This window comes from Nocardia sp. NPDC047038 (assembly GCF_040644075.1).
Lineage (GTDB): Bacteria > Actinomycetota > Actinomycetes > Mycobacteriales > Mycobacteriaceae > Nocardia > Nocardia sichangensis.
This window is the reverse complement of record NZ_JBEYVQ010000001.1, coordinates 1,299,224-1,324,065: the sequence shown is the minus strand read 5'-3', so window position 1 is coordinate 1,324,065 and position 24,842 is coordinate 1,299,224. Positions and strand designations below refer to the sequence as shown.

Below are 24,842 nucleotides of genomic sequence, written 5' to 3'. Positions count from 1 at the left end.
TCACCATTCTTTCGCGCATCGTGCGCCGAACGGATGACCCGGTGGTCCGCGGTTGCTAACTTCGCTGTCGGCCCTGGGCCGCGTCGAGCGACGGGCGCACCTCACCGCTCCGGTGCAATGCTTGCACCAAGTCTGCGACGTCCGCCGCATCCGGTGCGTAGCCGGGGAAGTAGCAGCACACCTCTTCGATCCCGGCGCCGAAGCGGGCCCTGATCTGCGCCGCGCACTCTTCCGGTGTGCCTGCCACCCCGATCGTGCGCACCATCTCGTCGGTGACCGCCGCCCGCATCTCGGCGAAATCGCCCGTCTTGGACAGCGCGTTGAGTTTGGATTGCAACGCCGCCCATCCCTCGACTTCGAGGACCGGACGATACGCGGGCGTGGACCCGTAGAACGCGATCAGCGAGCCCACGCCGTCCATCGCAGCGGTCAGAGCTTCCTCGGTGCGCCCGAGCGCGACCATGACCTGAGCGATCACGGGGAATCCGTCCGCGGTCCGCCCGGCCCGGCGCAGGCCCTCGGCGACGGCGGGCAGTGTGCGCTCGGTGAAATGGCGCCCGCTGTTGAACGGCATCACCAGCAGTCCGTCGGCGACCTCCGCGGCCTTGCGCGTCATCACCGGTCCGAGCGCGCCCATCAGCACCGGAGGCGGACCGAACGGGTTCGGCCCGGGATCGAAGGTGGGCGGCATCAGCGTGTGCGTGTAGTACTTGCCGCGAAAGTTCAACGGGCCCTCCCCTTCCCACGCGGCGAGGATCGCTTTCACCGCCGCCACGCTCTCCGCGGTGCGCTCCGCGGGCGCGCCCCAACTGCTGCCGTAACGCTTCTCGATATGGGCGCGGATCTGCGAGCCCAACCCGAGCCGGAACCGTCCCTCGCTGTAGAGCCGCAGATCGTAGGCAGCGTGGGCCAGATGCATCGGGCTACGCGGCCCGGCGATCGCCACGTTCGTCATCAGTTCCAGGGATGTCACTCCGGCTGCGACGACGAGGGGAAAGAACACGTCGTGCGGGCCCTCGAAGGTGAACAGGCCGTCGGCCCCGGTCTCGGCCAGCGCTCGCGCGTCGGCCGCGACGTGCGGTGGCGCTCCGGTGACCTGCACATGAACCTTCACGCCGACCTCCGCCGGTCTCGGTGCGTCACGCTTTCCGCGACACGACGACCCCATCGTATGGACAGCGCTCTGTGCAGGTGTCCAGTTCGAGCGAACCGCGCTCGGATCGGCTTCGCTCGATGTCACCGCCGGACAGCGGAACTCCCGAGGGGTGAGGTCACGTACCGAGCAGCGAGTTCTCGCTCACGGTGACGACGACCACGATGTCGCCGTAGGGCGCCGCGCCCATGGCCAGTCTGTGGCCCAGACGCGCCAGCCCGAGCCATCGTCCGTATTTGGTCTGCATACCGGCCCGCACCTGGTGGAACAGTGGCCCGGTACGGAGCAATTCGGCCGTGCCCTGATGCTGCCGCGATCCGAGAGCCGGCGCACCTCGCCAGTCCGCGGCCTGCACGATGACCCGGGGTTCGCGGGCCAGATGCCGAGCCTCGCTGGAATGCGACGAGATACAGAAGGCCAGACGCCCGTGGTCGACCGGCAACACGAGGTGCGGCACGGTGTTCCAACGCCCTGTGGCCTCCGGCCGTGGGTACGTCACGCGCACTGTGCTCGCATCCCACCACAGCATCCCCGGATGCCATTCGCTGGGACGATTCGGGACGGCGAGAACGCGATGCGCCGCCGGGAGCCGGTTGTACCGCCGCGGGGTGTAGCCGCGGAGTCTGCTGCGGAGCGAGGAGCCGCCGTGCACTGGATAAGTCATCGCGTGGAACCTCCGGGACAGGGGCGAGTTCAGGGGGTACCGATCCGATCTCCGTACTGCGATCGGCGCTGTGGCGCCGTGAAGAAGTACCACCGGGCGCATCCAGGTGCAACGACCTGTCCGTGTCGCCGCGCAATGGAGAGCGAATCGTCATGCGCCGCGCCCGGCCGAGAAAGTGTTATGGCCGTCCGGCTGGGACCGATGCGCGCGAACCGCGTTCACGGCGGCGAACAGCAATCCGATGCCGATCAGAACGCAACCCCGCAACCACACGACCCCGTCGATCCGGGTGAACAGGAACAGACAGGAGGCCAGTCCCAGCCAAGGCACGACGCGTGGCACGCGAAAATGCTCGGCCACGTCGGGCTCCCGCCGCAGGATCAGCGCCGACGCATTGACCGCCGCGAAAACGACCAGCAGCAACAACACCAAAGTCTCGGCGAGGGAGGCAACCTCGCCGGTCAGTGCGAGCGACAACGACGCCGCCGCGGTCACGGCGATCGCCACCCACGGCGTCCGGCGGCCCGGCAGAATCCGGCCCAGCGCGCGCGGAAGCAGCTCCTCGCGAGCCATGCCGTAGGCCAGCCGCGAGGACATGATGCCGGTCAGCAGCGCCCCGTTCGCGACGGCCACCAGGGCGACCACGGCGAACAACTCGTCCGGGACGCCACCGGCCAGGCGCACCACCTCCAGCAGCGGACCGCTCGAATTCGCCAGCCGATCGGTGGGCACCGCCGCACCGGCCACGAAGCCGATCAGCAGGTACACGCCACCGGCGGTAAGCAGCGCCCCGAACAGCGCGCGCGGATAGGACCTGCGCGGCTCGGCGACTTCCTCCGCCAGATTCACCGAGGTCTCGAACCCGACGAAAGAGTAGAAGGCCAGCACCGCGCCCGCCAGGGTCGCGCCGACGACGCCGTGCTGCTCGGTCCCCACCTCGGCGAGCCGGGCCGGTTCGGCGTCTCCCCGAACGATCACCCACGCGCCGAGCCCGATGACCACGACGAGCCCGCCGAGTTCGACCACGGTCGCGGCCACGTTGGCGCCAAGCGACTCCTTGATGCCATAGATGTTGAGCAGCGCCAACGCGCCGATGAACACCACCACGACCAGCGCGGTCGGCAATGTGACCAAGGCGCGGAGGTAGTCCGCGGCGAACGCCCTGCTCAGCGCGGCCACCGACACCACACCGGCCGCGAGCATGCAGAAGCCGACGAGCGATCCCGCGGCCGGCCCGAGCGCACGGCGCGCGTAGTGGGCCGAGCCGCCCGCCTCGGGATACTTCGTCGCCAACTCGGCATAGGAACCGGCAGTGAGGCAGGACATACCGAGGGCCACCAGAAGCGGTAACCAGATCGCACCACCGGACTCCCGCGCGATGTTGCCGACCAGCACGTAGACGCCCGCGCCCAGGATGTCACCGAGAATGAAGAAGTACAGCAGGGGCGTGCTCACCGCCCGTCGCAGAGTATCCACCACAGGGCGGCGGATACCCGCGTCATCGACGCCGAAGCTCGCGCCGTGTCACGCCGGCGTCGCCGCGATCATGCGGCTGGGGGCCGCCTGCGCGGCGCCGTGATAGAAGTGCCTGCCCAGACCGACCGTGAACACGACGATTCCGTACACCGAGTGCTCCACCGACGCGGTGAACAGCGACCGGGTCCGCGAGTACCGCGAGGCGAAGATCCAGCCACCGACGCCGCTGGCGGCGACCGAGAACCAGCTGCCGAAGGCGATGTGCACGAAGCCGAACGCGGCCGCGCTCGCGATCACCAACCCCGCGCCTTCCCCGAAGACGGGCGCGTACCGGTGGAACAGGAACGATCGGAAGATCAATTCCTGCGGGTACACGCTCAGCACGGGATACAGCACCATCACCGCGAGCCATATCCCGGGATTCCGCCGGGGCAGATCGAACAGATCCTCCCGCCGCACCACCGCGACCGCCGCGGTGAGCGCCACCGCGCTCGCTGCCGCGCCCGCCGCCATCGACCGCGCCTGGGCGCGCAGTGCCTCGCTGCGCCAGAACGCGGCGCGATCGAAATCGGAGGAACGCCGCAGATAGACCGCCGCGCCCGCGGCCAGCGCGAGCAGTGCGGGAATCGGCGACTTGCCGCGCGACACCGCGTTGTAGACGGTCGCTCCGCCGAAGAACAGTGTCGCGTACTCGGCGCCCAGGTACACCCGACGCCGCAGTCTGATCCGCACGGCCCCAGCATAATTCCGCAGCGACAAGCGTGCCGATCACATTCGGACGATGGGCACCGACATCCTCAGCGGGACAACCACCCTGCGAACCACCGGGACAGCAGCGGCATGATCACCCACACCATCGCGGCCACCGCGACCGGCACGATACAGGCCAGCCGGAGCGGCGACGGCAGATGGTCCACTTCCCGCTCCTCGCTTCGCCGCTCGCGCCCCGCGTTCTCTCCGAGCAGACGGAACGGAGCAGACCACGCCACTGTGACATTCGCGAATGCCTCGCACAGTGTGCCTGCTGCCGGAGCCACGACGCGCATGGTCGGTCTTCCCGCACGAGGGCACGATGGTCGCGCAGGCGCTTCCACCGCTGTGACGCCCGACCGCCCTCGGATGCGTCGCGGCGTCGTGAGGCGGTTCACGCCTGCGCGGTACACACGCATACCCATTACGCGGCGGGGAATGCCGGACCAGTGAACGACAATGCGCCATCGGGGGCCGTGCCCACGGTCCCCGTCTCCAAAAGAACGGGAAGTTTCCAATTCTGGTTCGCCGATCAACGCTGGGAATGGTCGGAGGAGGTCGCGGCCCTGCACGGGTACGCACCGGGTGAGGTGACACCGACGACGGAACTGGTCCTGGCGCACAAGCATCCGGACGACCGAGCGGAGGTCGCCGACACTTTGGCGACGGCGGTGCGGACCGGGCTGCCGTTCAGCGGCCGCCACCGCATCGTCGATACCATGGGAGTGACGCACCACGTGCTGGTCGTCGGCGATCAGATGCGTGACGCCACCGGTGCGGTGGTCGGCACGGCGGGGTACTACATCGATGTCACCGACACCGTCGACGAGGAGCGCCAGGAGATCATCGACGCTACGCTGCCGGAGATGGTCGCCGCCCGCGAAGTGATCGAGCAGGCGAAGGGCGCCTTGATGCTGGTGTACGGGATTTCGGCCGATCAGGCATTCCGTGTGCTCACCTGGCGATCACAAGAGACGAATACGAAACTGCGTGTTCTGGCCGAGGAACTCGTGGCCGCGCTGATCGATTTCGGCGGTGCGGATGTGCAGACCCGCACGCGCTTCGACCACGTGCTGCTCACCACGGACGAACGTCGTGTGCAGGGCTGCCCTTGACCCGATGTCGTCGGGGTCTCGGCTCCCCCGTCGTGTCAGTGGTTGTCCGGACGGCCGTGGTCGATCTCGGCCATGTGCGCTTCGGCCCACGCGCGTAGCGCCGCCAGCGGAACTTCCAGCGACAGACCGAGTTCGGTGAGCCGGTAGTACACGCGCGGCGGCACGGTGGGTTCCACGCGCCGTGCGACCAGCCCGTCCCCGGTCAGATTCCGGAGTGTTACGGAGAGCATCTTCTGCGAGACACCGGGCATGCGGCGCTGGAGTTCGGCGAAGCGAATCTCGCCGGGCGCGGCCTCGGCGAGCAGTTTCACCACCATGGAGACCCATTTCGTGCCGATGCGGTCGAGCAGCCGCCGGGTCGGACAGGCGGGATCGAACAGGTCACCGGCGGCTTCGACGTGCTTACGCAGGGGATCGGTAGTCACCTCGGGCTCACCACCTGATTCGAAGGTGCGGTCTTGGCAGCGCCGCTCAGCTTACCTACGGTCACCTGATAACCAATAGTGACCAGGAGTAGGTGATGACCACCTTGTCTTCCGAGATCTTGTTGCGCCGCATCGCGACCAATGGCATCGAGGTGAATGTCGCGATCGCCGGGCGTGGGCCCGCGGTCCTGTTGTTGCACGGGTTCCCGCACACCTGGCAGCTGTGGTCCGAGGTGATCGGGCCGCTCGCGCGAGGGCACCGAGTGATCGCACCGGACCTGCGCGGCCTCGGGGCGAGCACGCGCGCGGCCGACGGCTACGACGCGGGGAATCTGGCCGTCGACGCCGCAGGACTGCTGGACGCGCTCGGCGAGCCGACCGCGGCGGTGGTCGGAATCGATGCGGGCACGCCACCCGCCTTTCTGCTGGCCATGCGGCACCAGCACCGGGTGCGGCGACTGGTGCTGATGGAATCGCTGCTGGGCACGCTGCCCGGCGCCGAGGATTTCCTGTCCGCCGGGCCGCCCTGGTGGTTCGGGTTCCATGCGGTGCCGGGCCTCGCGGAGAAGGTCGTCGCCGGAAACGAGGCGGCGTATATCGACTGGTTTCTGGACGCGGGCACTTTGGGCCACGGTGTTCCCGGGCCGATTCGGGACGCCTTCGTCGAGGCCTACGGCAACCCGGAGGCGTTGCGATGCGCGTTCTCCTACTACCGTGCGATGCCGGCCAGCGCCCGGCAGATACACGACGCGGCGGCCACCGTACGGCTCACGGCGCCGACCATGGCCGTCGGCGCACACCCGGTGGGTGACGCGCTGGCCCGGCAATTGGCTCCCATCACCGATGTGCTGATCCACCAGGAGATTCCGGGTTGCGGGCACATCATCCCGCTGCACGCACCGACGGAACTGGTGTCGTTGCTCAGCGATTTTCTTGCCGACGACCGCGGGGCCGCACTCCGGCCGGATTGACGGGAAAGCGCGGACAAACCAACCGAGCCCCGAACCGGTATACATCGGTTCGGGGCTCGCTCGGGGGTATTCGCGCCTATCCACCGATCGCTCGGTAGTTTGACAAGACGAATGTACCGGGCTGTACGCGAAATCACCAAACCCGGGTTCCGCGGGGGCGGAATGGTTCAACGAGCAACTTGTTCGGACTCATATGAGGTTCTTCTGCTTGCGGATTCGCCGACGCAGATCGACCATCAGCGCGTGCGATCCGCCGTGCCGCACGAAGCGCGGAATGAAGCGGTTGACAAAGGAAACGAATACGAACAGGTTCTCGAACCTCCGCTGGTCGGCGTCGGTCCACTCGACCCGGAGCTGTTCCCGGAAAATCGGGGCCAGGAATCCGATGGTGAGGAACCGGAGCAGGTTCCGGAAAGGCAGCCGCAGGTACCAGTGGATCATGCGAAGATTCAGCAGGCTCTCGAGGTAGCCCCGGACGTAGTCGTCCAGCACGACTTGCTCGCACGCGGTGTTCCAATATTCGTCGAATTCCGCGCGGGTGGCGGGCCACATGTCCTCCGTGACCTGCAAGGTGGTGCCCAGAGTGGAGGACGAGGTGTAGAACGCTTCGGCCTGCTCGTCGTTCATTCTCCCGTGTAACAGCTGGTAGGTGTCCTCGAAACCGATGTAAAGGCAGGCGGCGACCCACAGTTGGAGGTTGCGGTCGAAGGCGTTGTACTTCACGGCGGCGCCCGGGGCCGAATGCACCTGCCGGTGCGCCACATTCACCGCTTCGCGATATGCCGTGCGCTCTTCGTCGGTACCGAGGATGGCGACCGCGAGATATTGCGTGGTCGTGCGCGCCCGTTTCCACGGGTGCTTCATCAGCGAGCCGGACTCCACCTTGCTTTCGGCCACGCCGTAGCCGACGCCCGGCCGGGCCATCTGCATGACGACGTTGGCCGCGGCGCCGGCGAAGGACCAGAAGTCCAGAGCGTCGGTGAGTTCGATCGGCCGCTTGGTGTACGGCCGATGCGTGACGCTGATACCGATGCGGGTGCGGTCCTTCGTCAGCGGCGCACTGTGGTCGCGATCGGGTTGATGAGCGACTGCGGTCATCGGGATGTCCTTCCATCTGCGTTCATACGTCGCGCGACCAGGCGAACCAGTCGCGCCGACGTCAGCCGGACACCGCCGAACACCAGCCCGGCGGCGGAGAGCACGACGAGGAACTCGAACACGGTCAACTCCGCTCCCAGCACCCGACTGACGGTCGACGGTCCGGACCCGACCGTGTCGCGCCACCCCGCGGACTCCGAAGCCGGGGTACGCCCGACTCCGGCGCGTTCCCACTTCGGCCGCTCCTCCACGAGAACATCGGCGGGCATCGGACTCTCCTGCGTTCGATGACCTGGACCGGTCATCAGTAGCTTATGTTACTGACTATTCTACTCGACTCCGAGTTGCTGACGCAATAAAACTAGTAACCAAGGCGATATTTACTGAGCGCATAGCATCATATGTTGTCCTATGTTCTGAGTCTCACACCGATCGCCAGGCCGCCGGAATGGCCGTGCCAGGTCGCTCATTTCCGCACGCCGGGCGGCTGTGTCGCCGTATCGAACAAGGTGACCCGCATCAAGCGCGCCACGGCATCCTGCGGACAGCCGCGCCTGCCGTCGCCCAGAGCCCTGCCGAGGTCGACGACCTGACCGAACGCGGCGTGCACGAGAATTCGCGCTTGCGCTTCGGAGAGATCGGAGCGCACGGCGACCAGCAGTTTGCCCCACTCGGCCACCGACAGACGCTGAATGTTGCGCAACACGACTCGGTCTTCGGCCGGGACGTGCGAGAACTCCGTGTAGTAGACGAATGTCAGTTCCCGCTCGGCGAAGGAGCCCGCGACGTAGAGTGCGATCAATTCCGTCAGCGCCGCGGAAGGAGTGGCCGAAGACGCGATGACGGGACCGATGGCGTCCGCCACCCGGTCGGCGGCGCGACGGAAAGCGGCGGTCAACAGGTCGCTTTTGCTGCGGTAGTAGCGGTAGACCGCGGACGCGGCGGCCAGGTCCGCCGCGGCGGCGATGTCCTCGACGCTGACATTCGGATATCCGCGCTCATGGAACAGTTCCACGGCTTTCGCCAGCAACAACTGATGTTTGAAAGGGGTCGGCGGGTCCGTCGACGGCTGCGCGACGAGGGGTTCGGCGAAAGTCGGCAACACCGCGTGCACCGCCGTCCAACAGGCGGAGGCCAGCAGGGCCGCGAGAGATTTCGTCGGCAGGGCGGCGTGGTGATCACCGATGCTGCTGACGATGCTGAGTATCGCCACCGCACGGACGAATTCGTCGCGCTTGCTCAACCCTGGGCGCACCGCAGCGATCAGCCGGCGAAGCGCGGTGATCGAGGTCGCGAATTGATCGGTGAGGGTCTTGCCGTCTTCGTCGTCCAGATAGCGGCCTTCCCAGCGCGCCAGAGTCACGGTCGGGCGATTGGTGACGGCCTGGGCGATCAAGGCATCGATGACGTATCGCAATCGAGCCTCGGCGCTCCAGCTCTCGGCCTCGGCGGGAAGTGTCACCGCGTCGACGGTGATCTGGCCCAAGCGGAGCAACTCTTCGCGGAACAGCGAATACTTGCTGGGGTAGTGGCGATACAGCGCCGCGGAGCTGATCCCGACCTTGGCCGCGATCTCCTCCATGCTGACGCCGTGATAGCCGAGGGCCCCGAACGCGGCGGCGGACGTGGCCGCGATCTGAGCCCGCCGGTTGCGCGGGCGCCTGCGCACCACCCGTTCCGAGCCGGGCTCGGCGGATTCTGTTCTCGCGCTCTTCACGGCACCGGCGTCACGGTTGCGCGGGTAATGTCAACGGCGAGTTGACCTTGTTCACCAGCCACCTGTCCCCGACCTTCTCCAAGCGCATCACCATCGACAATTGCCCCGGCGCGGGCTTGCCCTTGGTGCCGAGACTGGTGATGGTCTGGCCGATGACCACGATCGCTTCGGCGGAGTGTTCGTCACCGGCGCGAATCGCGCACTGCACGTCGCGCGTGGCCGAAGTGACCTGGCCTTCGCCGAGCACCGTACGCAGCTCCGTGCTGGTGGACTCGAATTGTTTCTTCCAGTCGCCGGTGGCGCCGTCGCTGACGGCGGCGAAGTAGGCGTCGAGATTCTTCGAGTCGTAGTTCGCCAGGACGGGCGCGTACCGGCACGCCGCGGCGCGCGCGTCTTCCTGTGCCGCCAGCAGATTCTTGCTGTTGTGATCCTGGACGTACCAGTAACCGGCCGACGCCACCGACACACCCACGAGGATCGCGGCCGCCGAACGCAGGACGATCGGACCGGGACGGCGGATCGGCAGACCGCGCAGCCGGCGCCACCGATCACCGGATTTCGCTGTGCCGGTTCCGGCGGGATTCGCGTCCGGCGCAGTCGTGCCCGCGGAGTCGGTGCGCACGGACTCGGCGTCCTTCTCATCCGCTTGCGTTGCGGGCGAGCCGGTTTCGGCGGGCGGATCGACGTCTTCATTCTTCATCGGAAATCTCCTAGTTGCCGGGGACCGGGCGGGACAGTTCGTCGCCACGGACACCGGGCGGCCGGGCGGCCCCGTTGTCCGGAATGCCGGGACGCGGCGCGTTCGCCGAACCACGCACCTGCAGGGCGGGATCGTTGGTGACGCAGTAGTTGTAGAGCCGGACTCGGGTGTCGGTCATCTTGTCCGTGGGCACCACCGGGATGGTGTCGTATTCGCATGTGGGGCGGGGCCAGATGTCGACCAGGGTGTAGAAGGCGTTGTCGTGGGCGGGTATGCCCAGCGCCTCCGAGCCGACCCGCAAAGCGGGGAACAGTGCCGCGATCGCCGGGGCGCGCAGCTTGGCCGCCTTGGTGATCGCGACGAAGTTCGTCACCAGGTTCGTGATGGGATCCTGGGTGCGGGACACGAAGCCGCCGAGCGTGCTGAGCTGGGCGGGCCCTTCGTCCAGGAGGTGACGTACTTCCAGATCCGCCGCGGTCAGCTGCTCGAACAGCACGCCGCCCGTGCGCGTGAGTGTCGCGAGGTCCGGTTGCGCATGCGAGGTCGTCTCCGCGATCACTTCGAGGTTTTCGATCAGCTGACGTGTCTGCGGCAGCAGGTCGGTCAGCCCGGCCATGGCGCGACTGATGCCCGACACCATGTTGCGCAACTGGTCGGGGCCTCCGGCCAGCGCCTTGTCGAGTTCGTCGATTATCACGTTCAACCGGTCCGGGTTCAATCCCCCGATGAAGCCGCTGAGATCGGTCAGCACCGACTGCACGCTCACCGGCACGGTCGTCTGGGAGCGTTCCACCAGCGCGCCGTCGGTGAGGTAGGGGCCGGTGTCGGAATCCGGGCGGAAGTCCAGGTACTGCTCGCCCGCCGCCGACAACCGGCCGACGGCGACCGTGCCGCCCACGGGAATCTCGGCAGCGGAGTCGATCTCGGCCACGGCCGCGACGCCGCTGCCCGCGACTTTCACCTCGCGGACCTTGCCGACCCTGGTGCCGCGGAAGGTGACGTCGTTGCCCGCCGACAAGCCACCGGACGACTGCAACTCCACAGTCACCGTGTAGTCGTCGCGTAGCGGATCGAACCGCAGGACTTCGGCGCCGAGATAGGCCGCGCCGAGGATCAGCACCACGATCAATCCGAAGTTCGCCACCGCGACACGGCGGCGGACCAGCCATCGCCACAAGGGGGGATTCATCGCTCTCCTCCTTGCTGGGGCTGCTGAGGTTGCTGTGGCGGGCTGGTGACCCGGCCGATCACCTTCTCGATCACCTGCGCCAAGCTGCCGATGAACGCGGGCACGTCGCCGAACTCGGGCAGCCTGCTGCCGCTGGGATCGGTCAAGGCCCCGACGCTGAGGTAGGACACCGTCGCGGCGACGGCCAGGGCGGGCCCGTCGAGGCTCGCCATCAGCGAGGGATAGATGGTGTGCAGGCCGTTCAACGTTCCGTCCAGGTCGTCGCCCATCTGGGTGAAACCCGCCATCAACCGCTGGATGCTGTCGAACAAGCTGACCGCCTGCGGGCCGGTCGTCTCGGTGAAATCGCCGAGCGCGGTCATCGTGGTCGAGACTTTGTCGAGCAGGTCCACGATGGACTGGTTGTTCTCCGCGAGCAGAGCCAGCAGCCCGGGGAAGGTATCCGCGGCGTCGCCCAACTCGGCCTTCCGCCTGGCCAATTCACCGGTGAGCACGTTGAGGCCGGTCAGGACGCTGTCGATGTCGCCGGTGCGCTGATTCAGCGCGGCGATGACACCGGTCAGTTCGCTGAGCAGGTGCGCGAGTTGTGGCGCGCGGCCCGCGAACATCGAATCCATCTCGGAGGTGATCTTCGCGGCCTGGTTGATGCCGCCGCCGTTGATCAACATCGAGACCGACATCATCAGCTGCTCGACGGACGCGGCGGCCGACGTGTGCTCGGTTCCGATGACGTCACCGGCGCGCAGATTCTCGCCGCCGGATGTGGCCGCGGGCAACGTCATCGCGACGAAGATGTCGCCGAGCGGCGTCGCCTGACGCAACTCCGCGGTGGTACCGCGTGGCAGCTGGATGTCCTCCCTGATCAGCATTTCCACCTCCGCGATGAAGTTGGTCGTGCTGATCGCGGTGACGACGCCGATATCGGTGCCACCGATCTTCACGTGCGCGTGATCGGGCAGATTGAGCGCGTCACGGAAGGCCGCGCGAATGGTGTAGCCGGGGGCTCCGATACCCGGTTTGGGCATCGGCGGATTCGCCACCGTCACGCCGCAGCCGGTCGCGGTGCCCATGACCGCGACCAACGCCGCCGCCACCGCGGTGCGTCGAAGCGGGTTCGTTCCGATCATTTCGAAATCCCCAGTAGTGCCGCGGTGAGGCCGAAGTCGGGCCCGAAGTCCTGGATCTTCCCGGTGCGGCAGCCATCCAGGCGCATCTGGACGCGTTCGCAGAACTGGGACACGACCTCGTTGTCGAGCAGGACCTTGTCGGTCAGCGCGTGCAGGCGCAGCGCTTGGTGCTCCCGGCTGACCGCGTTGGACAAGTTCTCGAACAGCAACGGCCCGACGTCGACGATCTCGGTGAGGCCGCGGGCGTTGGCCCGCATCTGTTCGGTGATGGTCGTGAATCGCTCCAGCGCACCGGCGAGCTGATCGGAGTTCTCGCCGACCAGCGTGGCGGTGTTGGCGACGAACTGGTCCAACTGCCGCAGCACCGCCTGCAGACCGGGCGCCTGGTCGCCCATCAGCTGCACCAGTTCGGTGAGGCGGCCGCTGAAATCACGTACCGTCTGGTCGTTCTGGGCGATGATCTGCGTGATCTCGTTGAGTTTGATGATCGTGTTCGAGATCTGGTCCTTGTTGGCGAAGGTCACCTCGAACGCCGAGGACAGCGCGTCCAGGGTCGCGCGCAGTCTGTCGCCGTTGCCGTCCAAGAGCGGGAACAGGACACGGCTGGCCATCGGACCGTTCCGGTCGTCGCCTTTGAGCGCGGCGCCGAGCTGGTCGAAATTCTGCAGGATGCGGTCGAGTTCGACCGGTGTGCGCGTCCTGGCCAGCGGGATGTGCGTCCCGTCGGTGAGCAGCGGCCCGTCCCCGCTGTACGCGGGGGCGAGTTCGACATGCCGATTGGTGATCAGCTGCGGAGACACCAAGGCGGCGATGGCATCGGCCGGGACCTTGGTTCCCTGTTCCAGGCTCATGGTGACCTGGACGTAGCTGCCCTTGGCCTCCACGGTGTCGACCCGGCCGACCGGAACGCCCAGCACCGCGACCTCGTTGCCCGCGTACAGCCCGGCGACGTTCTCGAAATCGGCGCTGATGCGGATGCGCTCGCCGAGGTACTGCCGCGGCAGCGCGGTCAGGCTGTCCGGTACGAGCGCGCAACTCGCGGTGACCAGCGCGGCCACGATCAGCACGCCGAGCTGCGCGAATCGTCGTGTTCTCATCAATTGCACCCCTGTACGGCTCGAGCGAAGCACAGCCAGTTGTCCGGGAAGAACCACGGCGCCCAGACGTCGCCGTACGGACCGTTGCCGACGGCGTTGTTGAACTGCCGCAGAGCGATCGGCATGTTCTCGTAGAGCCGGTCCAGATTGTCGCGGTTCTTGACCAATCCCTCGGACATGGTGTTCAGGTCGTGGATCAGCGGCCCGAGCCGGCCGTTGTTCTCCAGACCCATCTCCTGGAGCAATCTCGACAGGGCCGCGACGTTGTCGAGCAACTGTTTCAACAGATCCTGTCGCTGCTGGACGGCGTTGCCGATCGCCTCGCCGCGGGTCAGCAGCAACAGCACGCTGTTCTGGTTGTCCGAGACCAGCTGGGACACCTGGTCCATGCTCTTCAGCAGCGAGTCCACTTCGTCGCGGCGATCGGTCACGACCTTGGCGAGCGCGCCGATGCTGTCGAGCGCCTGGACCGCCAGCTGCGGGGAATCCCCCATCTGCTGGTCGACCAGGTCGAGCGCCTGGCGTAGCTTCTGCGGATCGAGGCGTTCGATGCGTTCGAAGGAGTTCTTGTACTTCGGGTCCTGGATGACCTTGCTCAGGTTGTACGGCACCGACGTGTTCTCGATGCGGATGCGATTGCCCGGCAGGCCCTTTCCGTCTCCTGGCACCAGGTCCACGTGCAGGCGGCCCAGAATCGTCGACATCTTGATCGCCGCACGCGCGTCGGGGCCGAGACGGAGATCGCGACGCACTTTGAGATCGACCACGACCTTGGTGCCTTCGAGACGTACCGCGCGCACCGCACCCACTTCGATTCCCGACACGTCCACCGTCGCACCGGGACGCAAACCTGCGGCCTGGGCGAATTCGGCGTGAATCGTCTTGTCGCCCAACCGGGCCTGGGTCAGAACACTGGAGCCGATCAACAGAGCGGCCACCGTCGCGGCGGCGATCAGGCCGAGTCGCAGATACCGGTTCCGCAGGAATCCCGGCCACGGAATGCGCTTGCTCATCGGCACACCTCCGAATGCGAGTTGCCGCCCACCTGGGAGAACAGTCCAGGAGGCAACAGCACGCCCCACAACGACACGTCGAGGCTGCACAAATACGCGTTGCCGTAGGCGCCGTTGCTGGTGAAGCGCGCGACGCCGTTGAGTACGGCGGGCAGTTCGACCGCAGCCCGGTCCAAGGAAGCGCCGTTGAGCAGCAGCAACGCCACACCTGTGGTGGCATCGTTCTGCGCCTTCGACAAACCTGGCTTGACCTGCATGATCAGCTGGGTCAGCGAGTCGGTCGTGTGCGCGACGCGGTCCACCGACTGCTTCAGACTCTCGCCTTGCGAGTAGAGCGCCTCGACCAGCGCCCTGGCCTGGGTGAGCAGCGTCTCCAGCTCGCCGCTGCGATTGGCCAGGCCGCCGATCACGGAGCTCAGGTTGCTCAGGACCTCCCCCAGGATCTTGTCCCGCTGCCCGAAAGTGCCCGCCAGATCCGCGGCTTGGGTGATCAGGCTGCTGAGCGACACCTGGTTGCCTTGCAGGGCCTGGATCAACGTCTCGGACAGGGAATTGACCTGATCGGGTTGCAGCACGCTGAACAACGGCTCGAAGCCGGACAACAACGCGGACACGTCGAACGACGGTTCGGTTCGCTCCAGCGGAATCCGCGCGCCCGCCGCGACGACGGCGCCGGCTTCCTTGCCCGGCGCCAGGGCGATATAGCGCTGACCGATCAGATTCTGGTAGCGCACCAGTGCCTTCGTCGTGGTGGTGAGATGCTGGCGCGCATCGATCCGGAACTCCACCTCGGCGCGGTAGCCGTCGGTGAAGTCGATCTTGTCCACGCGACCGACCCGCACGCCTGCCATGCGTACGTCGTCCCCGACGCGCAGGCCGAGCACGTCGGAGAAGACCGCCGAGTAGCGCTGGGTATCCCCGGTGACCGATCGCTGCAACGTGGACCAGATGGTGACGGTGAGCGCGATCGCCAGCACCGCGAACAAGCTGAATCCCGCCAGCGCCTTGCCTGATCTCATCGGCGCGCCCCTCCCTCGTCGGCGGCGGTCACGGTGACCGATCCGCCCGCCAGCACCGGAGTCAGCAGCAGGTACTGGGCCACGGTCGGCCGCCCTCCCACGATCGCCGCCACGGCGTCGGAACCGCGCAGCGCGATGGGCCGCGCCTCGGGGCCCGGACTCTGCGGGCCGGGCTCGCCGGGTGCCACGGCGCTCGGCGAAAGGCCGGGGACGGACGGCAGACCCGGGATGAACGGGAGACCGGGAATCGCAGGCAGGCCCGGCAGCACCAGCCCCATCGCGCCCAGCGGCGCGGGCGCGACCGGCACGGGCGCGGGCCCCGCCGCGTCGAGCCACTTCGGCATCAGCTGCGGCGGGTAGTTCTGCTCCGCCGCCACCTCGGGCACCGTGGCGCCTCCGCAGCGGGGACCGTACTGGTCGCCGTAGTGCGGGCAGTCCTTCGCCGTGTACTGCTGGAACGGCGTGAACGAGACATCCATCTTCCACACCATCTGTTTGGACGGACCGAAGTGGAACGTGGTCGCCAGCCGTCGCAGGGCCACGTTCAGATTCGCGGCCGTGTACGGGATGGCCTCGGGATCCTTGGCCAACCCGCCGAACAGATCGTCCAGACCGGACACGAGGAACTTGCCCGCGTCGGGGTTGCGGGCGAACAGTGCGTTGACCGAGTCGACCGTCGCGTTACCGGTGGCCAGCAAGTCGATGAGCTTCGACCGTCGTTCGGCCAGCGTGCGGGCGGTGGTCACCGACTCCGACAGCACCCCGACCAGTTCGGGAGCCGACTGGCTCAACGCGATCGATGCCCGCCCGAGATCGCCGAGCAGCGCGTCGATGCCGGGCGTCGCCCGAATTTCGGTCAGCCAGTTGTCCAGGCGCTCCACCGTCGAGCCGGGCGCACGCGCCGCGGGATCCAGCGCGGCCGCGAGAGTGGCCAGCACCCGGCCCAATTTCTCCGGTTGGATGTTCTCGAGCACGTTCCGCAGCACATTCAACGTCGTCTGCAACGCCACCGTCTCGCTGCTGGTGTCCTCCGCGATGGTGGCGCCTGCGCGCAGCGTTTCCGGTTCAGGGCCGTTGTCGACGAATTCGATCGCCGTGACGCCGAACAGGTTGTTCGGGATCACCCTGGCCGTCACGTTCACCGGAATGGTCGAGGCGACACCCGGTTTCAGATCCACGCGCGCCTGCTGCCGGGCGCCGCGGGCCACCACGTCCACCGCGGCCACCCGGCCAACGACCATGCCGCGGAATTTGACGTCCGCCCGCCCGGGCAAGCCGTCGCCGGTGCTGGTGAGCTCCACGGTCACCGGGACCTTGTCCTCGAAGTAGCCGGTGTAGCGCAGCGCGAGCAGGTACAGCAGGACCGCTACCGTCGTCAGCACCGCCGACCCGGCGAGGGTCAGCTGTCTCGCGGTCGGTCCGCGACCACTGGGGTCAAGAATCATCGTCGGCCTTACCCCGAGATCCGGAATCCGGGATCGATGCCCCAGATCGTCAGCGTGAGAAAGAGATTCGCGAACACCATCACGACGATCACCATCTTGATGGCGCGCCCGGCCGCGACCCCGACGCCTTCCGGGCCACCGGTGGCGACGTAGCCGTGGTAACACTGGATGAACGTCGAAAGCAGCACGAACACCACTACTTTGAGCAGCGAGAAGAAGACGTCCGGGCCGATCAGGAACTGGAAGAAGTAGTGATCGTAGGTGCCCGCCGCCGTGCCGCCCAAGAACAGCACCGTGATCTTGGTGGCCAGGTAGGCGGTGGCGAGACCGATGCTGTAGAGCGGGATGATGGTCAGGGTCGCGGCGATCATGCGGGTGCTGATCAGATACGGCAGCGGGCGGATGGCGATGGATTCCAGCGCGTCGATCTCCTCGGAGATGCGCATCGAGCCCAGTTGAGCGGTGAACCGGCATCCCGCCTGGATGGCGAAAGCCAAGGTCGCCAGGATCGGCGCGAGTTCGCGAGTGGTCGCGAATCCGGAGATCGCTCCGGTGAGTGGAGACATCGTCAGCAGATTCAGAGCCGTGAACGACTCCATGCCGACGATGATGCCGCCGAACGCGCACAGGATGACGACCACACCGATCGTGCCGCCGCCCACGATGAGCGAGCCGTTGCCCCAGCCGACATCGGCCGTCAGCCGTGCCACCTCACGGCGATAGTGCTTCAGGACGAACGGGATGGCGATCAGCGCCTGGAAGAACGTGATGGCCTGATGCCCCACGCGCTGATTGGCGTGCACAGGCGCCAGCGCGACTTTCCCGGCGGCATGCAGGGGCCGCAGCGCCGGAGGTGTGTAGCTGCTCGCCATGCTCACACCACCTTCGCCGGGAAGAGCGTGTTGTACAGCTGAGTGAGAATGATGTTGGTGGCGAACAACATCAGCGCCGAGCTGACCACCGCCGAATTCACCGCGTTGGCGACACCGCCAGGGCCGCCGTGCGCGTGTAAGCCGATATCACAGGCGATGACCGCGGTCAGCACCCCGAAGATCGCAGCCTTGACCAAGGCGATGATCAGATCGTTCGCCACCGCGAAGGACGCGAACGAGCTGATGAACGAGCCCGGCGTACCGGATTGGGCGTACACGTTGAACATGTACGCGGTGGCGAATCCGACGAACACGACGAATCCGCAGAGCAGGACGCTCACCAGCACCGCCGCCGCGAGCCGGGGCGCGACCAGGCGGCGTACCGGATCGACGCCCATCACCATCATCGCGTCGATCTCTTCCCGGATGGTTCGCGATCCCAGATCGGCACAGATCGCCGAACCGACCGCACCGGCGACCATCAACGCCGACACCAGCGGAGCGCCCTGGCGGATGATGCCCAATCCGGCGACCGCGCCGATGAATGTCGTTGCGCCGACTTGATTCACGAGCGCGCCGACCTGGATGGATACCACGACGGCGATCGGGATGGCCACGAATACCGTCGGCGCCGCCGACACGTTGGCCATGAAGGCGCACTGCTTGATGAATTCCCGGAACGGGAATCGTGCCCGCACCAGTGAGACGAACAGCTGGACGAAGGCTTCGCGGCCCAGAGTGACCTGCCTGCCCAGTGTTTCCAGCGACCGCTGGGGGTGGCGCCGCCACAAGCCCGAAGCGCTGTCGATCATCTTCCCGAGCTCGCCCGGTTCCAGTGGCGGTCGCTTGTCGGCTGGCGTTCGCAACGAGGCAGTCACCGGTAGCCGTTCCTTTCCGATTTCTCGTCCACCGCGCCGGCGGCCGCCCCTTCGATGGCGCGGAGCGGGTGAAGTGTTGCACACCTCACAGACGTCAGACAAGTTGCAAGTGATTCATTATTCCAAACATCGACATCCGCCGAAGCGCACGGTCCATGTCAAGGACCTCGGCAGATACCGCTTTTGTCCTGCGTATACGTGCGGCCACTGCAGATAGACGACCACATCGGAAAGCAAATCCCGATAGTAAGTAATCATTTATTCTGCACTCGGACGACCAGAGCCGAGTCGGCGAAGCCGCTAGGCGAGGGCCTCCAGCCAACGTTGCAGCAGCACCACGAGTGCGACGAGCACCGCGCAGCCGGCCAGGAAAAGACCGAGTACGGCCACCCACAGCCCGAAGCGGAGCACGGGATTGACCTTCATCTGCCCACCGAGGATCTTGACCACGATCACGAGAACGTCGATGAGCCACACCAAAGCCATCATCAGGTCATGCACACATTCGAGAAGGTCAGCACGGGCCAGCACACGATCGATCCCAGGAACGACATCAGCAGATCGATGCCGTGCAAATCGCGCAGATGACCGGTGTGCGTGAGCGTCCAGATCACCCCGGCCAGGCCGTAGGGAACGCCGATGATGATGAGAGTGCCGAGGAACTCGGAGACCTTCATCTCGTAACCGAGTATTCGGTCCAGCTTCTTGAGCATGCGTCGATGCATCCTTTCGCTTCGATCCACGCCGCCGCACACGCATCGGACACCACCGGAAGAGGCGTCCGGCCGCACGCGCCAGTCAACGAGATCCGCACCGTATGTTAGTCGACATTCTTTCATCTATGGAAGGGATATCGAGAGATTCGGACCGGAAACTTGGATACAAGCAGGTAATAGCTCCATATGAGCAGCCTGTCGCCCGGATCATGTTGATGGATATTCTTCTGGATGTGCAACACTGCGCCCGCACCACATGCGCCACGACACGCACGTCTACGTTGGCGGCGTTCGGTTTCGACACGGCGCACATGTCGTCGATCACGTCGACCACCGGCGCGAGCGCCTCGCCATCTGCGCCGCGCACCCCGCCACGCCGCCACGTAAGGCCGAGGCGGGAATGGACTCCGTCGCACGGGCTTGACCTTGCCCCTGGGGCAAGGTTGGACGGTGGTCGGCATGAACAACAACGCACTGCACACCGCCGAAGCCCGGATTCGCGAGCAGATCGCCGCCTACTGCCTGTCCAACGAAGTCCCCGGATTCGTCGCGGGCGTCTACCGTGCGGGCGAGCAGTTCGTCGTCGCCCACGGCACCGCGAACGTCGCCACCGGGGCGCCGATGCGCGCGGACACCGGGTTCCTCTTCGGCTCGGTGACCAAGGTGCTGACCACCACGTTGGTCCTCCAGCAGGTCGAGCGGGGGCTGCTCGATCTGGACGCGCCGGTGATGCGGTACCTGCCCGAGTTCGCCCTGACCGCGCCGGGCGCCGCGGAGAAGATCCTGGTTCGCCACCTCATTTCGCATACCAACGGCATCGATGCGGACTTGTTCTTCCCCGATGCGAAAGGGCGCGACTCCCTGAAAACTTATGTCGAGGGTCTCGCGCGCAATTGCGGTGTCCTGTTCGAGCCCGGCGAGCAGCTCAGCTACTCCAACGGCGGCATGATCGTCGCGGGCCGCCTGCTGGAGGTGGTGACCGGTCTGTCCTTCCCCGACCTGCTCGAGCGCGATGTCTACGCACCTGTCGGCATGACCGACTCCAGCACGTCGGCCGAACGGGCGATCCTGCGCAGCACCGCCATCGGGCACTTCCCGGACCCCGAGACCATGGCGGCCGAGCCCACCGGAATGTTCACACTGCCCGACACCTGGGGACCGGCGGGCGGCACGCCGATCGGCACCGTCGCCGACCTGCTCGCCTTCGGACGCACCCATCTCGCGGGCGGTGTGTCCCCCTCCGGAACGCGCGTCCTCTCGGCCGGGTCGACCGCACTGATGCAACAGGTCTCGCACGACATGGCCACCCCGAACGTCCCCCCGATGGGCCTGGGTTGGGTGCGGTATCCGTTCGGCGACACGATCGTCCTCGCTATGTCGGGAGCGTCACCCGGCGGCGTGTCCATCCTGTGCGTCGTGCCCGAGCACGACCTCGTGTTCACCGCCTTCGGCAACACCCCGGGGGCGATCATGCTGCACGACCAGATCCTGCGCTGGCTGCTGAGCGAACACCTCGGCGTTCGGATCCCCACCCTGATCACCGAATCGGCGCAGGACATCGATCTCACACCCTACGTGGGCACCTACCGTTCCGATCAGCTGCGCGTCGAGGTCGGCGTCGTCGACGGCCAACTCGAGGAGCGCGTGACCTACGAACCGGCGGACGCATCGCAGGAGCGGATCTTCACCGAGTTCGCCGGGGGCACGACCGCCGCCCCTCCGCAGCGGTACGTGCCGATCCGGCCCGGCCTTTTCGCGCCCGCCGGATACCCGTTCGAGACGTTCGACGGATACCTGCGACTGCTGCTCGTCTCCTTCCACGACATCCGTGACGGCCGAGCACGTTTCCGCAACGGCGGCGGCCGACTCACCCGGCGGGCCTGACCGCTGTCGGAGCCATCCGCCACCGCGAGCGAGATCTCCGCCGTCCGAGGTGATGCGTGCGTGAACCGGCGCGTTCGCCATTAGGCTGACGCCGTCGAAGGTGACCGAACGGCCGATCCCGGTGTGGCGAGGCCGTCCTCAACGGTCGGGCGCGGAAAAGCGAGGTATGCGCTATGCGGGACAGTCGGTGGCGGCGGGTGGTCGCATCCGTCGTGTGCGGAGTCGGAGTGCTGGCGGGATCGTCGGTCGGCGCGGGGGCGGACCCGGCCGGCGACACCGGTGTCGTGTGGTTGTGCAGGCCGGATCGAGCGGACGACCCCTGCCGAGGCAGCTCGGCGACCACGGTGCGGCAGGCGGGGCAACCCGATGTGCGGGAGGACCCCACGCCTGCTGGGGATTCCGGGGTGGACTGCTTCTATGTGTATCCGACGGTGTCGTTGGAGCCGACGCCCAACTCCGACACTGCGGTGACCCGAGAGGTGCGGGCGGTGGCCGAACAGCAGGCCGCCCGATTCTCCCAGGTCTGTCAGGTCTTCGCGCCGGTGTACCGGCAGCGGACCCTCACCGCGCTGGCGCGGGAACGGGCGTACTCCCCCGACGAGCGCGCCGAGATGGCGCGGATCGCGTACGAGGACGTCCTGCGCGCGTGGCGGCAGTTCCTCGCGGAGCGCGAAAGCGGAAGGCCGATCGTCCTTCTCGGGCATTCGCAGGGTGCGCGCATGCTGCGCCAACTGATCCGGGAGGAGATCGACCCGCAGCAGGCGGTGCGCGAGCGGATCCTTTCGGCGATCCTGCTGGGTGGCAATGTGGTGGTGCCGAAGAACGGCGACGTCGGCGGCGACTTCCAGCACCTTCCGCTGTGCCGCGGCGAACAGCAGACACGGTGCGTCCTGGCCTGGCAGACCTTCGGCGCGACCCCGCCCCCGGACAGCCGCTTCGGCCGCAATCCGACGACCCCTGAGCTGCTGCCGCGTCCGTACGGCCCGGACTACGAGGTCGCCTGCACCAATCCGACTTCGTTGAGCGGCAACGAGTCCCGCACCGCGGCCACCGTGCTCCGCACCGGTCCCGTGCCCAGCCCACTCGCCGCCGAACTGGCGCTGCGCCACGGGCCGTCCGCCGTCGCCGCGCCGACTCCGTGGCTGGTCCCCGCCGAGAAGTACCGCCTCCAATGCGTCCGCGACGGCGACGCGGCGGCGCTACTGGCGACGCCGGAACCCGGCAGCGCCGAGCTGTACGCCGTCCCGGACGCGAGCTGGGGCCTGCACCTCGCGGACGTGGAGATCGCACTGGGCGATCTGGTCCGCATCGTCGCGTCCCAGATCAGCGCCGACCGCGCCGCGCACCGCTGAACGCCGGAGTCCGCGAAGCCGCCCATCTCTCCGAACCGGCCCGACCCGGTTCGGCACCCGAGACCGCGCGGCGATGCCCGACCGCGCGGCGAATCGGCCACAGGCGCGGCTATTCGGGGATGGTCGCTATCGCATCGATCTCCACCAGCGCGCCGGGGCGAGCGTGTCCCGCGGTGGAGACGACCGTGATGGCGGTGCGGTGGTCGCCCCACACTTTTCGCGCCGCCGCGTATCCCGCCTGTGCGTCGACCCCGGCGACAAGGTAGATCGTGAGTTTGACGACGTGTTCGGGACCGGTATTCGCAGACGCCAGCACGGTCAGTACGTTGCGCATGGCCTGGATGGTCTGCTCTTCCAAGCCGTCCAGCAGTCCTCCCGTGCTGTCGGTGCCCAGCTGACCGCCGACATAGACCGTCTGGGCAGCGGGCGCGATCACGCCCTGTGTGAAGGCCGGGTTGTGATGCAGTTCTTCGGGGTCGAGGTGGGTCGTCTTCGTGATCATGGGTTTCCTGACAGCCTCGGAGTGCGTATAGAGGTCGCGGATCAGGCAGACCTCGGACAGGTGGTGGATCAGCTCACGGTGGATGTGCAGCACCAGATCGGCCATGGGCGCCTCGGGGAAAGGCTCGTTCGGGCCCATGGGGACCCGGAGTCCGGCGTCGCCGAGACCACGCACTCCGGTCAGCCAGATGTCGAGCTGGGCTTCGAGCTGGTCGAGCGCCGTGGCCGCGTCGCCCGCGTATTCCCATGTCTCGTACGCGGCCGCCGGCGCGCCGAAATGGGTCGCGTTGCGCGCGGCGAGCACGCCGACGATGACGTGACCGAGCCGCCAGGCGATCGTGGTGAACGGCGCGGGGACCGGATTCGGGAAGGCGTAGTCGATCGTGAAGTCCCCGGCCCCTGCCTGCACGGGCGCCGTCGAACTGCCGCGCGGTCGCACGCTCCAGGCGTCCGGTACCGGAGACCAGAAGTACTCGTCGTCGGTGAGACCGTGGAGCCGGTCGCGTAGCTGATCGTTCCAGTGGGCTTCCCACTGCTCGCGCAGTGTCCTGTTCCAGTCGAGTGCGTCTGCGTTCATGCCGCCCACCCTGGCACCCCTAGCGGACAGAATCGGTCCGCTATTTCTGGCAGGCTGAGCGGCATGGAAGCGGCGAGCGGTACCGAGCGGGGCACGACCGAGCGGGTGCTGACCCTGCTCGGACTGCTGCAGCAACGCCAGGTCTGGACCGCGCGCGAGCTCGCGGAGCGGCTGGGCGTCACGCCGCGCACGGTACGGCGCGATGTCGAGCGCCTGCGCACGCTCGGCTATCCGGTGCACGCCTGTCACGGCGTCGGCGGCGGCTATCAGCTCGGCCGGGGACAGGAGCTGCCGCCGCTGCTGCTCGACGACGAGGAAGCGATCGTCACCGCGGTCTCGCTCCTCGGCGGCGCGGGCGCCGCGGTCGCGGGCGCCGGGGATGTCGCGCTCCGGGCGCTGGCCAAACTCGACCGGGTGCTGCCCACCCGTTTGCGGCACGAAGTGCAGGCACTCTCCGGCTCGGTGGAGTCCTTCGGCGGAGGTCACCCGCCGGTCGACCCCGACGTGCTGATGACGCTGGCCAGAGCCTGCCGCGACGAGGTCGAGGCCGGTTTCGACTATCCCGCCGGAGACCGGGTGCGCCGGCGGCGGGTCGAGCCCTACCGCTTGGTCGCCTCCGACCGGCGCTGGTACCTGCTGGCCTTCGACCTCGATCGTGCGGACTGGCGCAGCTTCCGTGTCGACCGGATGACCGAGGTGGCCGCGCGGACGTGGCGCTTCCGACCACGCGCGGCGCCCGAGGCGGCGGCCTACGTGCAGGAAGGCGTGGCGAACCGGGTCTACCCGCTGCGGGCCCGATTCCTCGTGCACGCCTCCGCCGACACGGTGCGCGCGCAGATTCCGGCGTCGGCGGCCGTCGTACGGCCGTGCAGCAGCGGGCGCTGCGAGGTCCGCAGCGGAGCCGACCACAGCCTGGACTTCGTGCTCATGCATGTGCTGTTGCTGGGGCACGACTTCGAGATACTCGACCCGCCCGAGCTCGCGCACCGCGCCCGCGCGCTGGCCGAGAAACTGCTGTCGGCTGGGGTGACGGCCGCACCGACGCACCGCATCGCGGATTCGTGAGCCCGTCGCGGCCCACGAGCGTCGCGAGCCTCGGATGT

General features: G+C 67.3%; 26 protein-coding genes and 1 pseudogene. 5 read left to right on the top strand and 22 right to left on the bottom strand.

The features are described from left to right. Positions 1 to 55: 55 nt before the first annotated feature. The 5 genes from ABZ824_RS06395 to ABZ824_RS06375 all read right to left on the bottom strand — a co-directional run bounded on the left by ABZ824_RS06395 (position 56) and on the right by ABZ824_RS06375 (position 4,330). The gene (locus ABZ824_RS06395) at positions 56 to 1,114 is read right to left on the bottom strand and encodes a TIGR03617 family F420-dependent LLM class oxidoreductase (RefSeq protein ID WP_356962000.1); all 1,059 of its coding nucleotides are present in this window, start codon (positions 1,112 to 1,114) and stop codon (positions 56 to 58) included. Between the two features lie 157 nt (positions 1,115 to 1,271). Next, positions 1,272 to 1,817, bottom strand: coding sequence for a hypothetical protein (locus tag ABZ824_RS06390; RefSeq protein ID WP_356961998.1), 546 nt, complete (start codon positions 1,815 to 1,817; stop codon positions 1,272 to 1,274). Positions 1,818 to 1,967: 150 nt separating this feature from the next. After that, the gene (locus ABZ824_RS06385) at positions 1,968 to 3,272 is read right to left on the bottom strand and encodes an APC family permease (protein WP_356961996.1); all 1,305 of its coding nucleotides are present in this window, start codon (positions 3,270 to 3,272) and stop codon (positions 1,968 to 1,970) included. Positions 3,273 to 3,341: 69 nt separating this feature from the next. Beyond that, the gene (locus tag ABZ824_RS06380; protein WP_356961994.1) at positions 3,342 to 4,025 is read right to left on the bottom strand and encodes a CPBP family intramembrane glutamic endopeptidase; all 684 of its coding nucleotides are present in this window, start codon (positions 4,023 to 4,025) and stop codon (positions 3,342 to 3,344) included. A 65-nt stretch (positions 4,026 to 4,090) separates the two neighbouring features. Next, a complete protein-coding gene (locus ABZ824_RS06375; protein ID WP_356961992.1) occupies positions 4,091 to 4,330 on the bottom strand; it encodes a hypothetical protein in 240 nt (79 codons plus the stop codon). A 189-nt stretch (positions 4,331 to 4,519) separates the two neighbouring features. Between ABZ824_RS06375 and ABZ824_RS06370 the strand changes: the two genes are divergently transcribed. Beyond that, on the top strand, positions 4,520 to 5,158 hold the full coding sequence (locus ABZ824_RS06370) for a PAS and ANTAR domain-containing protein (protein ID WP_356961990.1): 639 nt from the start codon (positions 4,520 to 4,522) through the stop codon (positions 5,156 to 5,158). Positions 5,159 to 5,193: 35 nt separating this feature from the next. On the opposite strand, the gene ABZ824_RS06365 is transcribed toward ABZ824_RS06370, so the two are convergent. Next, positions 5,194 to 5,583, bottom strand: a complete 390-nt coding sequence (locus tag ABZ824_RS06365) for a helix-turn-helix domain-containing protein (protein ID WP_356961988.1) — start codon at positions 5,581 to 5,583, stop codon at positions 5,194 to 5,196. Positions 5,584 to 5,678: 95 nt separating this feature from the next. Between ABZ824_RS06365 and ABZ824_RS06360 the strand changes: the two genes are divergently transcribed. Beyond that, a complete protein-coding gene (locus tag ABZ824_RS06360; protein WP_356961986.1) occupies positions 5,679 to 6,554 on the top strand; it encodes an alpha/beta hydrolase in 876 nt (291 codons plus the stop codon). A gap of 189 nt (positions 6,555 to 6,743) precedes the next feature. Here ABZ824_RS06360 and ABZ824_RS06355 read toward each other — a convergent pair whose 3' ends face one another. From ABZ824_RS06355 to ABZ824_RS06290, 14 genes are all read right to left on the bottom strand, one after another. After that, the gene (locus ABZ824_RS06355; protein ID WP_356961985.1) at positions 6,744 to 7,652 is read right to left on the bottom strand and encodes an oxygenase MpaB family protein; all 909 of its coding nucleotides are present in this window, start codon (positions 7,650 to 7,652) and stop codon (positions 6,744 to 6,746) included. Next, positions 7,649 to 7,921 carry a hypothetical protein gene (locus ABZ824_RS06350; RefSeq protein ID WP_356961984.1) on the bottom strand — a complete coding sequence of 91 codons (273 nt, stop codon included), beginning with the start codon at positions 7,919 to 7,921 and terminating at the stop codon, positions 7,649 to 7,651. Before ABZ824_RS06350 ends, ABZ824_RS06355 begins: the two co-directional genes overlap by 4 nt. 197 nt (positions 7,922 to 8,118) lie before the next feature. Beyond that, a complete protein-coding gene (locus ABZ824_RS06345) occupies positions 8,119 to 9,369 on the bottom strand; it encodes a TetR/AcrR family transcriptional regulator (RefSeq protein ID WP_356961982.1) in 1,251 nt (416 codons plus the stop codon). A 10-nt stretch (positions 9,370 to 9,379) separates the two neighbouring features. Continuing rightward, positions 9,380 to 10,069 (bottom strand): hypothetical protein, encoded by a 690-nt coding sequence (locus tag ABZ824_RS06340; RefSeq protein ID WP_356961980.1) that lies wholly within the window; start codon positions 10,067 to 10,069, stop codon positions 9,380 to 9,382. A 10-nt stretch (positions 10,070 to 10,079) separates the two neighbouring features. Continuing rightward, positions 10,080 to 11,258 carry an MlaD family protein gene (locus ABZ824_RS06335; RefSeq protein ID WP_356961978.1) on the bottom strand — a complete coding sequence of 393 codons (1,179 nt, stop codon included), beginning with the start codon at positions 11,256 to 11,258 and terminating at the stop codon, positions 10,080 to 10,082. Next, positions 11,255 to 12,385, bottom strand: coding sequence for an MCE family protein (locus tag ABZ824_RS06330; RefSeq protein ID WP_356961976.1), 1,131 nt, complete (start codon positions 12,383 to 12,385; stop codon positions 11,255 to 11,257). Before ABZ824_RS06330 ends, ABZ824_RS06335 begins: the two co-directional genes overlap by 4 nt. After that, positions 12,382 to 13,482, bottom strand: coding sequence for an MCE family protein (locus ABZ824_RS06325; RefSeq protein WP_355077443.1), 1,101 nt, complete (start codon positions 13,480 to 13,482; stop codon positions 12,382 to 12,384). Before ABZ824_RS06325 ends, ABZ824_RS06330 begins: the two co-directional genes overlap by 4 nt. Further along, positions 13,482 to 14,495, bottom strand: a complete 1,014-nt coding sequence (locus ABZ824_RS06320) for an MCE family protein (RefSeq protein WP_356961974.1) — start codon at positions 14,493 to 14,495, stop codon at positions 13,482 to 13,484. The genes ABZ824_RS06325 and ABZ824_RS06320 overlap by 1 nt, the downstream gene beginning before the upstream one ends. After that, positions 14,492 to 15,514 (bottom strand): MlaD family protein, encoded by a 1,023-nt coding sequence (locus tag ABZ824_RS06315; protein WP_355077439.1) that lies wholly within the window; start codon positions 15,512 to 15,514, stop codon positions 14,492 to 14,494. Before ABZ824_RS06315 ends, ABZ824_RS06320 begins: the two co-directional genes overlap by 4 nt. Then, positions 15,511 to 16,959 (bottom strand): MCE family protein, encoded by a 1,449-nt coding sequence (locus ABZ824_RS06310; protein WP_356961973.1) that lies wholly within the window; start codon positions 16,957 to 16,959, stop codon positions 15,511 to 15,513. The genes ABZ824_RS06315 and ABZ824_RS06310 overlap by 4 nt, the downstream gene beginning before the upstream one ends. 8 nt (positions 16,960 to 16,967) lie before the next feature. Beyond that, entirely contained in the window at positions 16,968 to 17,831 is an 864-nt protein-coding gene (locus ABZ824_RS06305; RefSeq protein ID WP_356961971.1) for an ABC transporter permease, read from the bottom strand. A gap of 2 nt (positions 17,832 to 17,833) precedes the next feature. Further along, complete coding sequence (locus ABZ824_RS06300) at positions 17,834 to 18,643, bottom strand: ABC transporter permease (protein WP_356962478.1); 810 nt, start codon at positions 18,641 to 18,643, stop codon at positions 17,834 to 17,836. Positions 18,644 to 19,009: 366 nt separating this feature from the next. Continuing rightward, a complete protein-coding gene (locus ABZ824_RS06295; RefSeq protein ID WP_356961969.1) occupies positions 19,010 to 19,198 on the bottom strand; it encodes a hypothetical protein in 189 nt (62 codons plus the stop codon). Beyond that, the gene (locus ABZ824_RS06290) at positions 19,198 to 19,422 is read right to left on the bottom strand and encodes a hypothetical protein (protein ID WP_356961967.1); all 225 of its coding nucleotides are present in this window, start codon (positions 19,420 to 19,422) and stop codon (positions 19,198 to 19,200) included. Before ABZ824_RS06290 ends, ABZ824_RS06295 begins: the two co-directional genes overlap by 1 nt. A gap of 462 nt (positions 19,423 to 19,884) precedes the next feature. Between ABZ824_RS06290 and ABZ824_RS06285 the strand changes: the two genes are divergently transcribed. Both ABZ824_RS06285 and ABZ824_RS06280 read left to right on the top strand, forming a co-directional pair. Continuing rightward, positions 19,885 to 21,309, top strand: a complete 1,425-nt coding sequence (locus ABZ824_RS06285) for a serine hydrolase domain-containing protein (RefSeq protein ID WP_356961966.1) — start codon at positions 19,885 to 19,887, stop codon at positions 21,307 to 21,309. A 173-nt stretch (positions 21,310 to 21,482) separates the two neighbouring features. Continuing rightward, a complete protein-coding gene (locus tag ABZ824_RS06280; protein ID WP_356961964.1) occupies positions 21,483 to 22,661 on the top strand; it encodes a DUF3089 domain-containing protein in 1,179 nt (392 codons plus the stop codon). 109 nt (positions 22,662 to 22,770) lie between these two features. On the opposite strand, the gene ABZ824_RS06275 is transcribed toward ABZ824_RS06280, so the two are convergent. Both ABZ824_RS06275 and ABZ824_RS06270 read right to left on the bottom strand, forming a co-directional pair. Beyond that, positions 22,771 to 23,163 carry a RidA family protein gene (locus ABZ824_RS06275; RefSeq protein WP_356962476.1) on the bottom strand — a complete coding sequence of 131 codons (393 nt, stop codon included), beginning with the start codon at positions 23,161 to 23,163 and terminating at the stop codon, positions 22,771 to 22,773. Continuing rightward, positions 23,161 to 23,739 (bottom strand): annotated as a pseudogene (locus ABZ824_RS06270) (DinB family protein); the annotation flags it as partial. The gene ABZ824_RS06275 and the pseudogene ABZ824_RS06270, both read right to left, overlap by 3 nt. Before the next feature lie 63 nt (positions 23,740 to 23,802). Between ABZ824_RS06270 and ABZ824_RS06265 the strand changes: the two are divergent. After that, complete coding sequence (locus tag ABZ824_RS06265) at positions 23,803 to 24,804, top strand: YafY family protein (protein WP_356961963.1); 1,002 nt, start codon at positions 23,803 to 23,805, stop codon at positions 24,802 to 24,804. The last annotated feature ends 38 nt before the right edge of the window (positions 24,805 to 24,842 follow it).

What these genes read in the sequence shown, in the direction of transcription:
- ABZ824_RS06390 (WP_356961998.1), bottom strand. Translation starts at nt 1,817, where the DNA reads ATGACTTATCCAGTGCACGGCGGCTCCTCGCTCCGCAGCAGACTCCGC.
- ABZ824_RS06360 (WP_356961986.1), top strand. Translation starts at nt 5,679, where the DNA reads ATGACCACCTTGTCTTCCGAGATCTTGTTGCGCCGCATCGCGACCAAT.
- ABZ824_RS06355 (WP_356961985.1), bottom strand. Translation starts at nt 7,652, where the DNA reads ATGACCGCAGTCGCTCATCAACCCGATCGCGACCACAGTGCGCCGCTG.
- ABZ824_RS06350 (WP_356961984.1), bottom strand. Translation starts at nt 7,921, where the DNA reads ATGCCCGCCGATGTTCTCGTGGAGGAGCGGCCGAAGTGGGAACGCGCC.
- ABZ824_RS06340 (WP_356961980.1), bottom strand. Translation starts at nt 10,069, where the DNA reads ATGAAGAATGAAGACGTCGATCCGCCCGCCGAAACCGGCTCGCCCGCA.
- ABZ824_RS06335 (WP_356961978.1), bottom strand. Translation starts at nt 11,258, where the DNA reads ATGAATCCCCCCTTGTGGCGATGGCTGGTCCGCCGCCGTGTCGCGGTG.
- ABZ824_RS06330 (WP_356961976.1), bottom strand. Translation starts at nt 12,385, where the DNA reads ATGATCGGAACGAACCCGCTTCGACGCACCGCGGTGGCGGCGGCGTTG.
- ABZ824_RS06325 (WP_355077443.1), bottom strand. Translation starts at nt 13,482, where the DNA reads ATGAGAACACGACGATTCGCGCAGCTCGGCGTGCTGATCGTGGCCGCG.
- ABZ824_RS06320 (WP_356961974.1), bottom strand. Translation starts at nt 14,495, where the DNA reads ATGAGCAAGCGCATTCCGTGGCCGGGATTCCTGCGGAACCGGTATCTG.
- ABZ824_RS06315 (WP_355077439.1), bottom strand. Translation starts at nt 15,514, where the DNA reads ATGAGATCAGGCAAGGCGCTGGCGGGATTCAGCTTGTTCGCGGTGCTG.
- ABZ824_RS06310 (WP_356961973.1), bottom strand. Translation starts at nt 16,959, where the DNA reads ATGATTCTTGACCCCAGTGGTCGCGGACCGACCGCGAGACAGCTGACC.
- ABZ824_RS06305 (WP_356961971.1), bottom strand. Translation starts at nt 17,831, where the DNA reads ATGGCGAGCAGCTACACACCTCCGGCGCTGCGGCCCCTGCATGCCGCC.
- ABZ824_RS06300 (WP_356962478.1), bottom strand. Translation starts at nt 18,643, where the DNA reads ATGATCGACAGCGCTTCGGGCTTGTGGCGGCGCCACCCCCAGCGGTCG.
- ABZ824_RS06295 (WP_356961969.1), bottom strand. Translation starts at nt 19,198, where the DNA reads ATGATGGCTTTGGTGTGGCTCATCGACGTTCTCGTGATCGTGGTCAAG.
- ABZ824_RS06290 (WP_356961967.1), bottom strand. Translation starts at nt 19,422, where the DNA reads ATGCTCAAGAAGCTGGACCGAATACTCGGTTACGAGATGAAGGTCTCC.
- ABZ824_RS06285 (WP_356961966.1), top strand. Translation starts at nt 19,885, where the DNA reads ATGAACAACAACGCACTGCACACCGCCGAAGCCCGGATTCGCGAGCAG.
- ABZ824_RS06280 (WP_356961964.1), top strand. Translation starts at nt 21,483, where the DNA reads ATGCGGGACAGTCGGTGGCGGCGGGTGGTCGCATCCGTCGTGTGCGGA.
- ABZ824_RS06275 (WP_356962476.1), bottom strand. Translation starts at nt 23,163, where the DNA reads ATGATCACGAAGACGACCCACCTCGACCCCGAAGAACTGCATCACAAC.
- ABZ824_RS06265 (WP_356961963.1), top strand. Translation starts at nt 23,803, where the DNA reads ATGGAAGCGGCGAGCGGTACCGAGCGGGGCACGACCGAGCGGGTGCTG.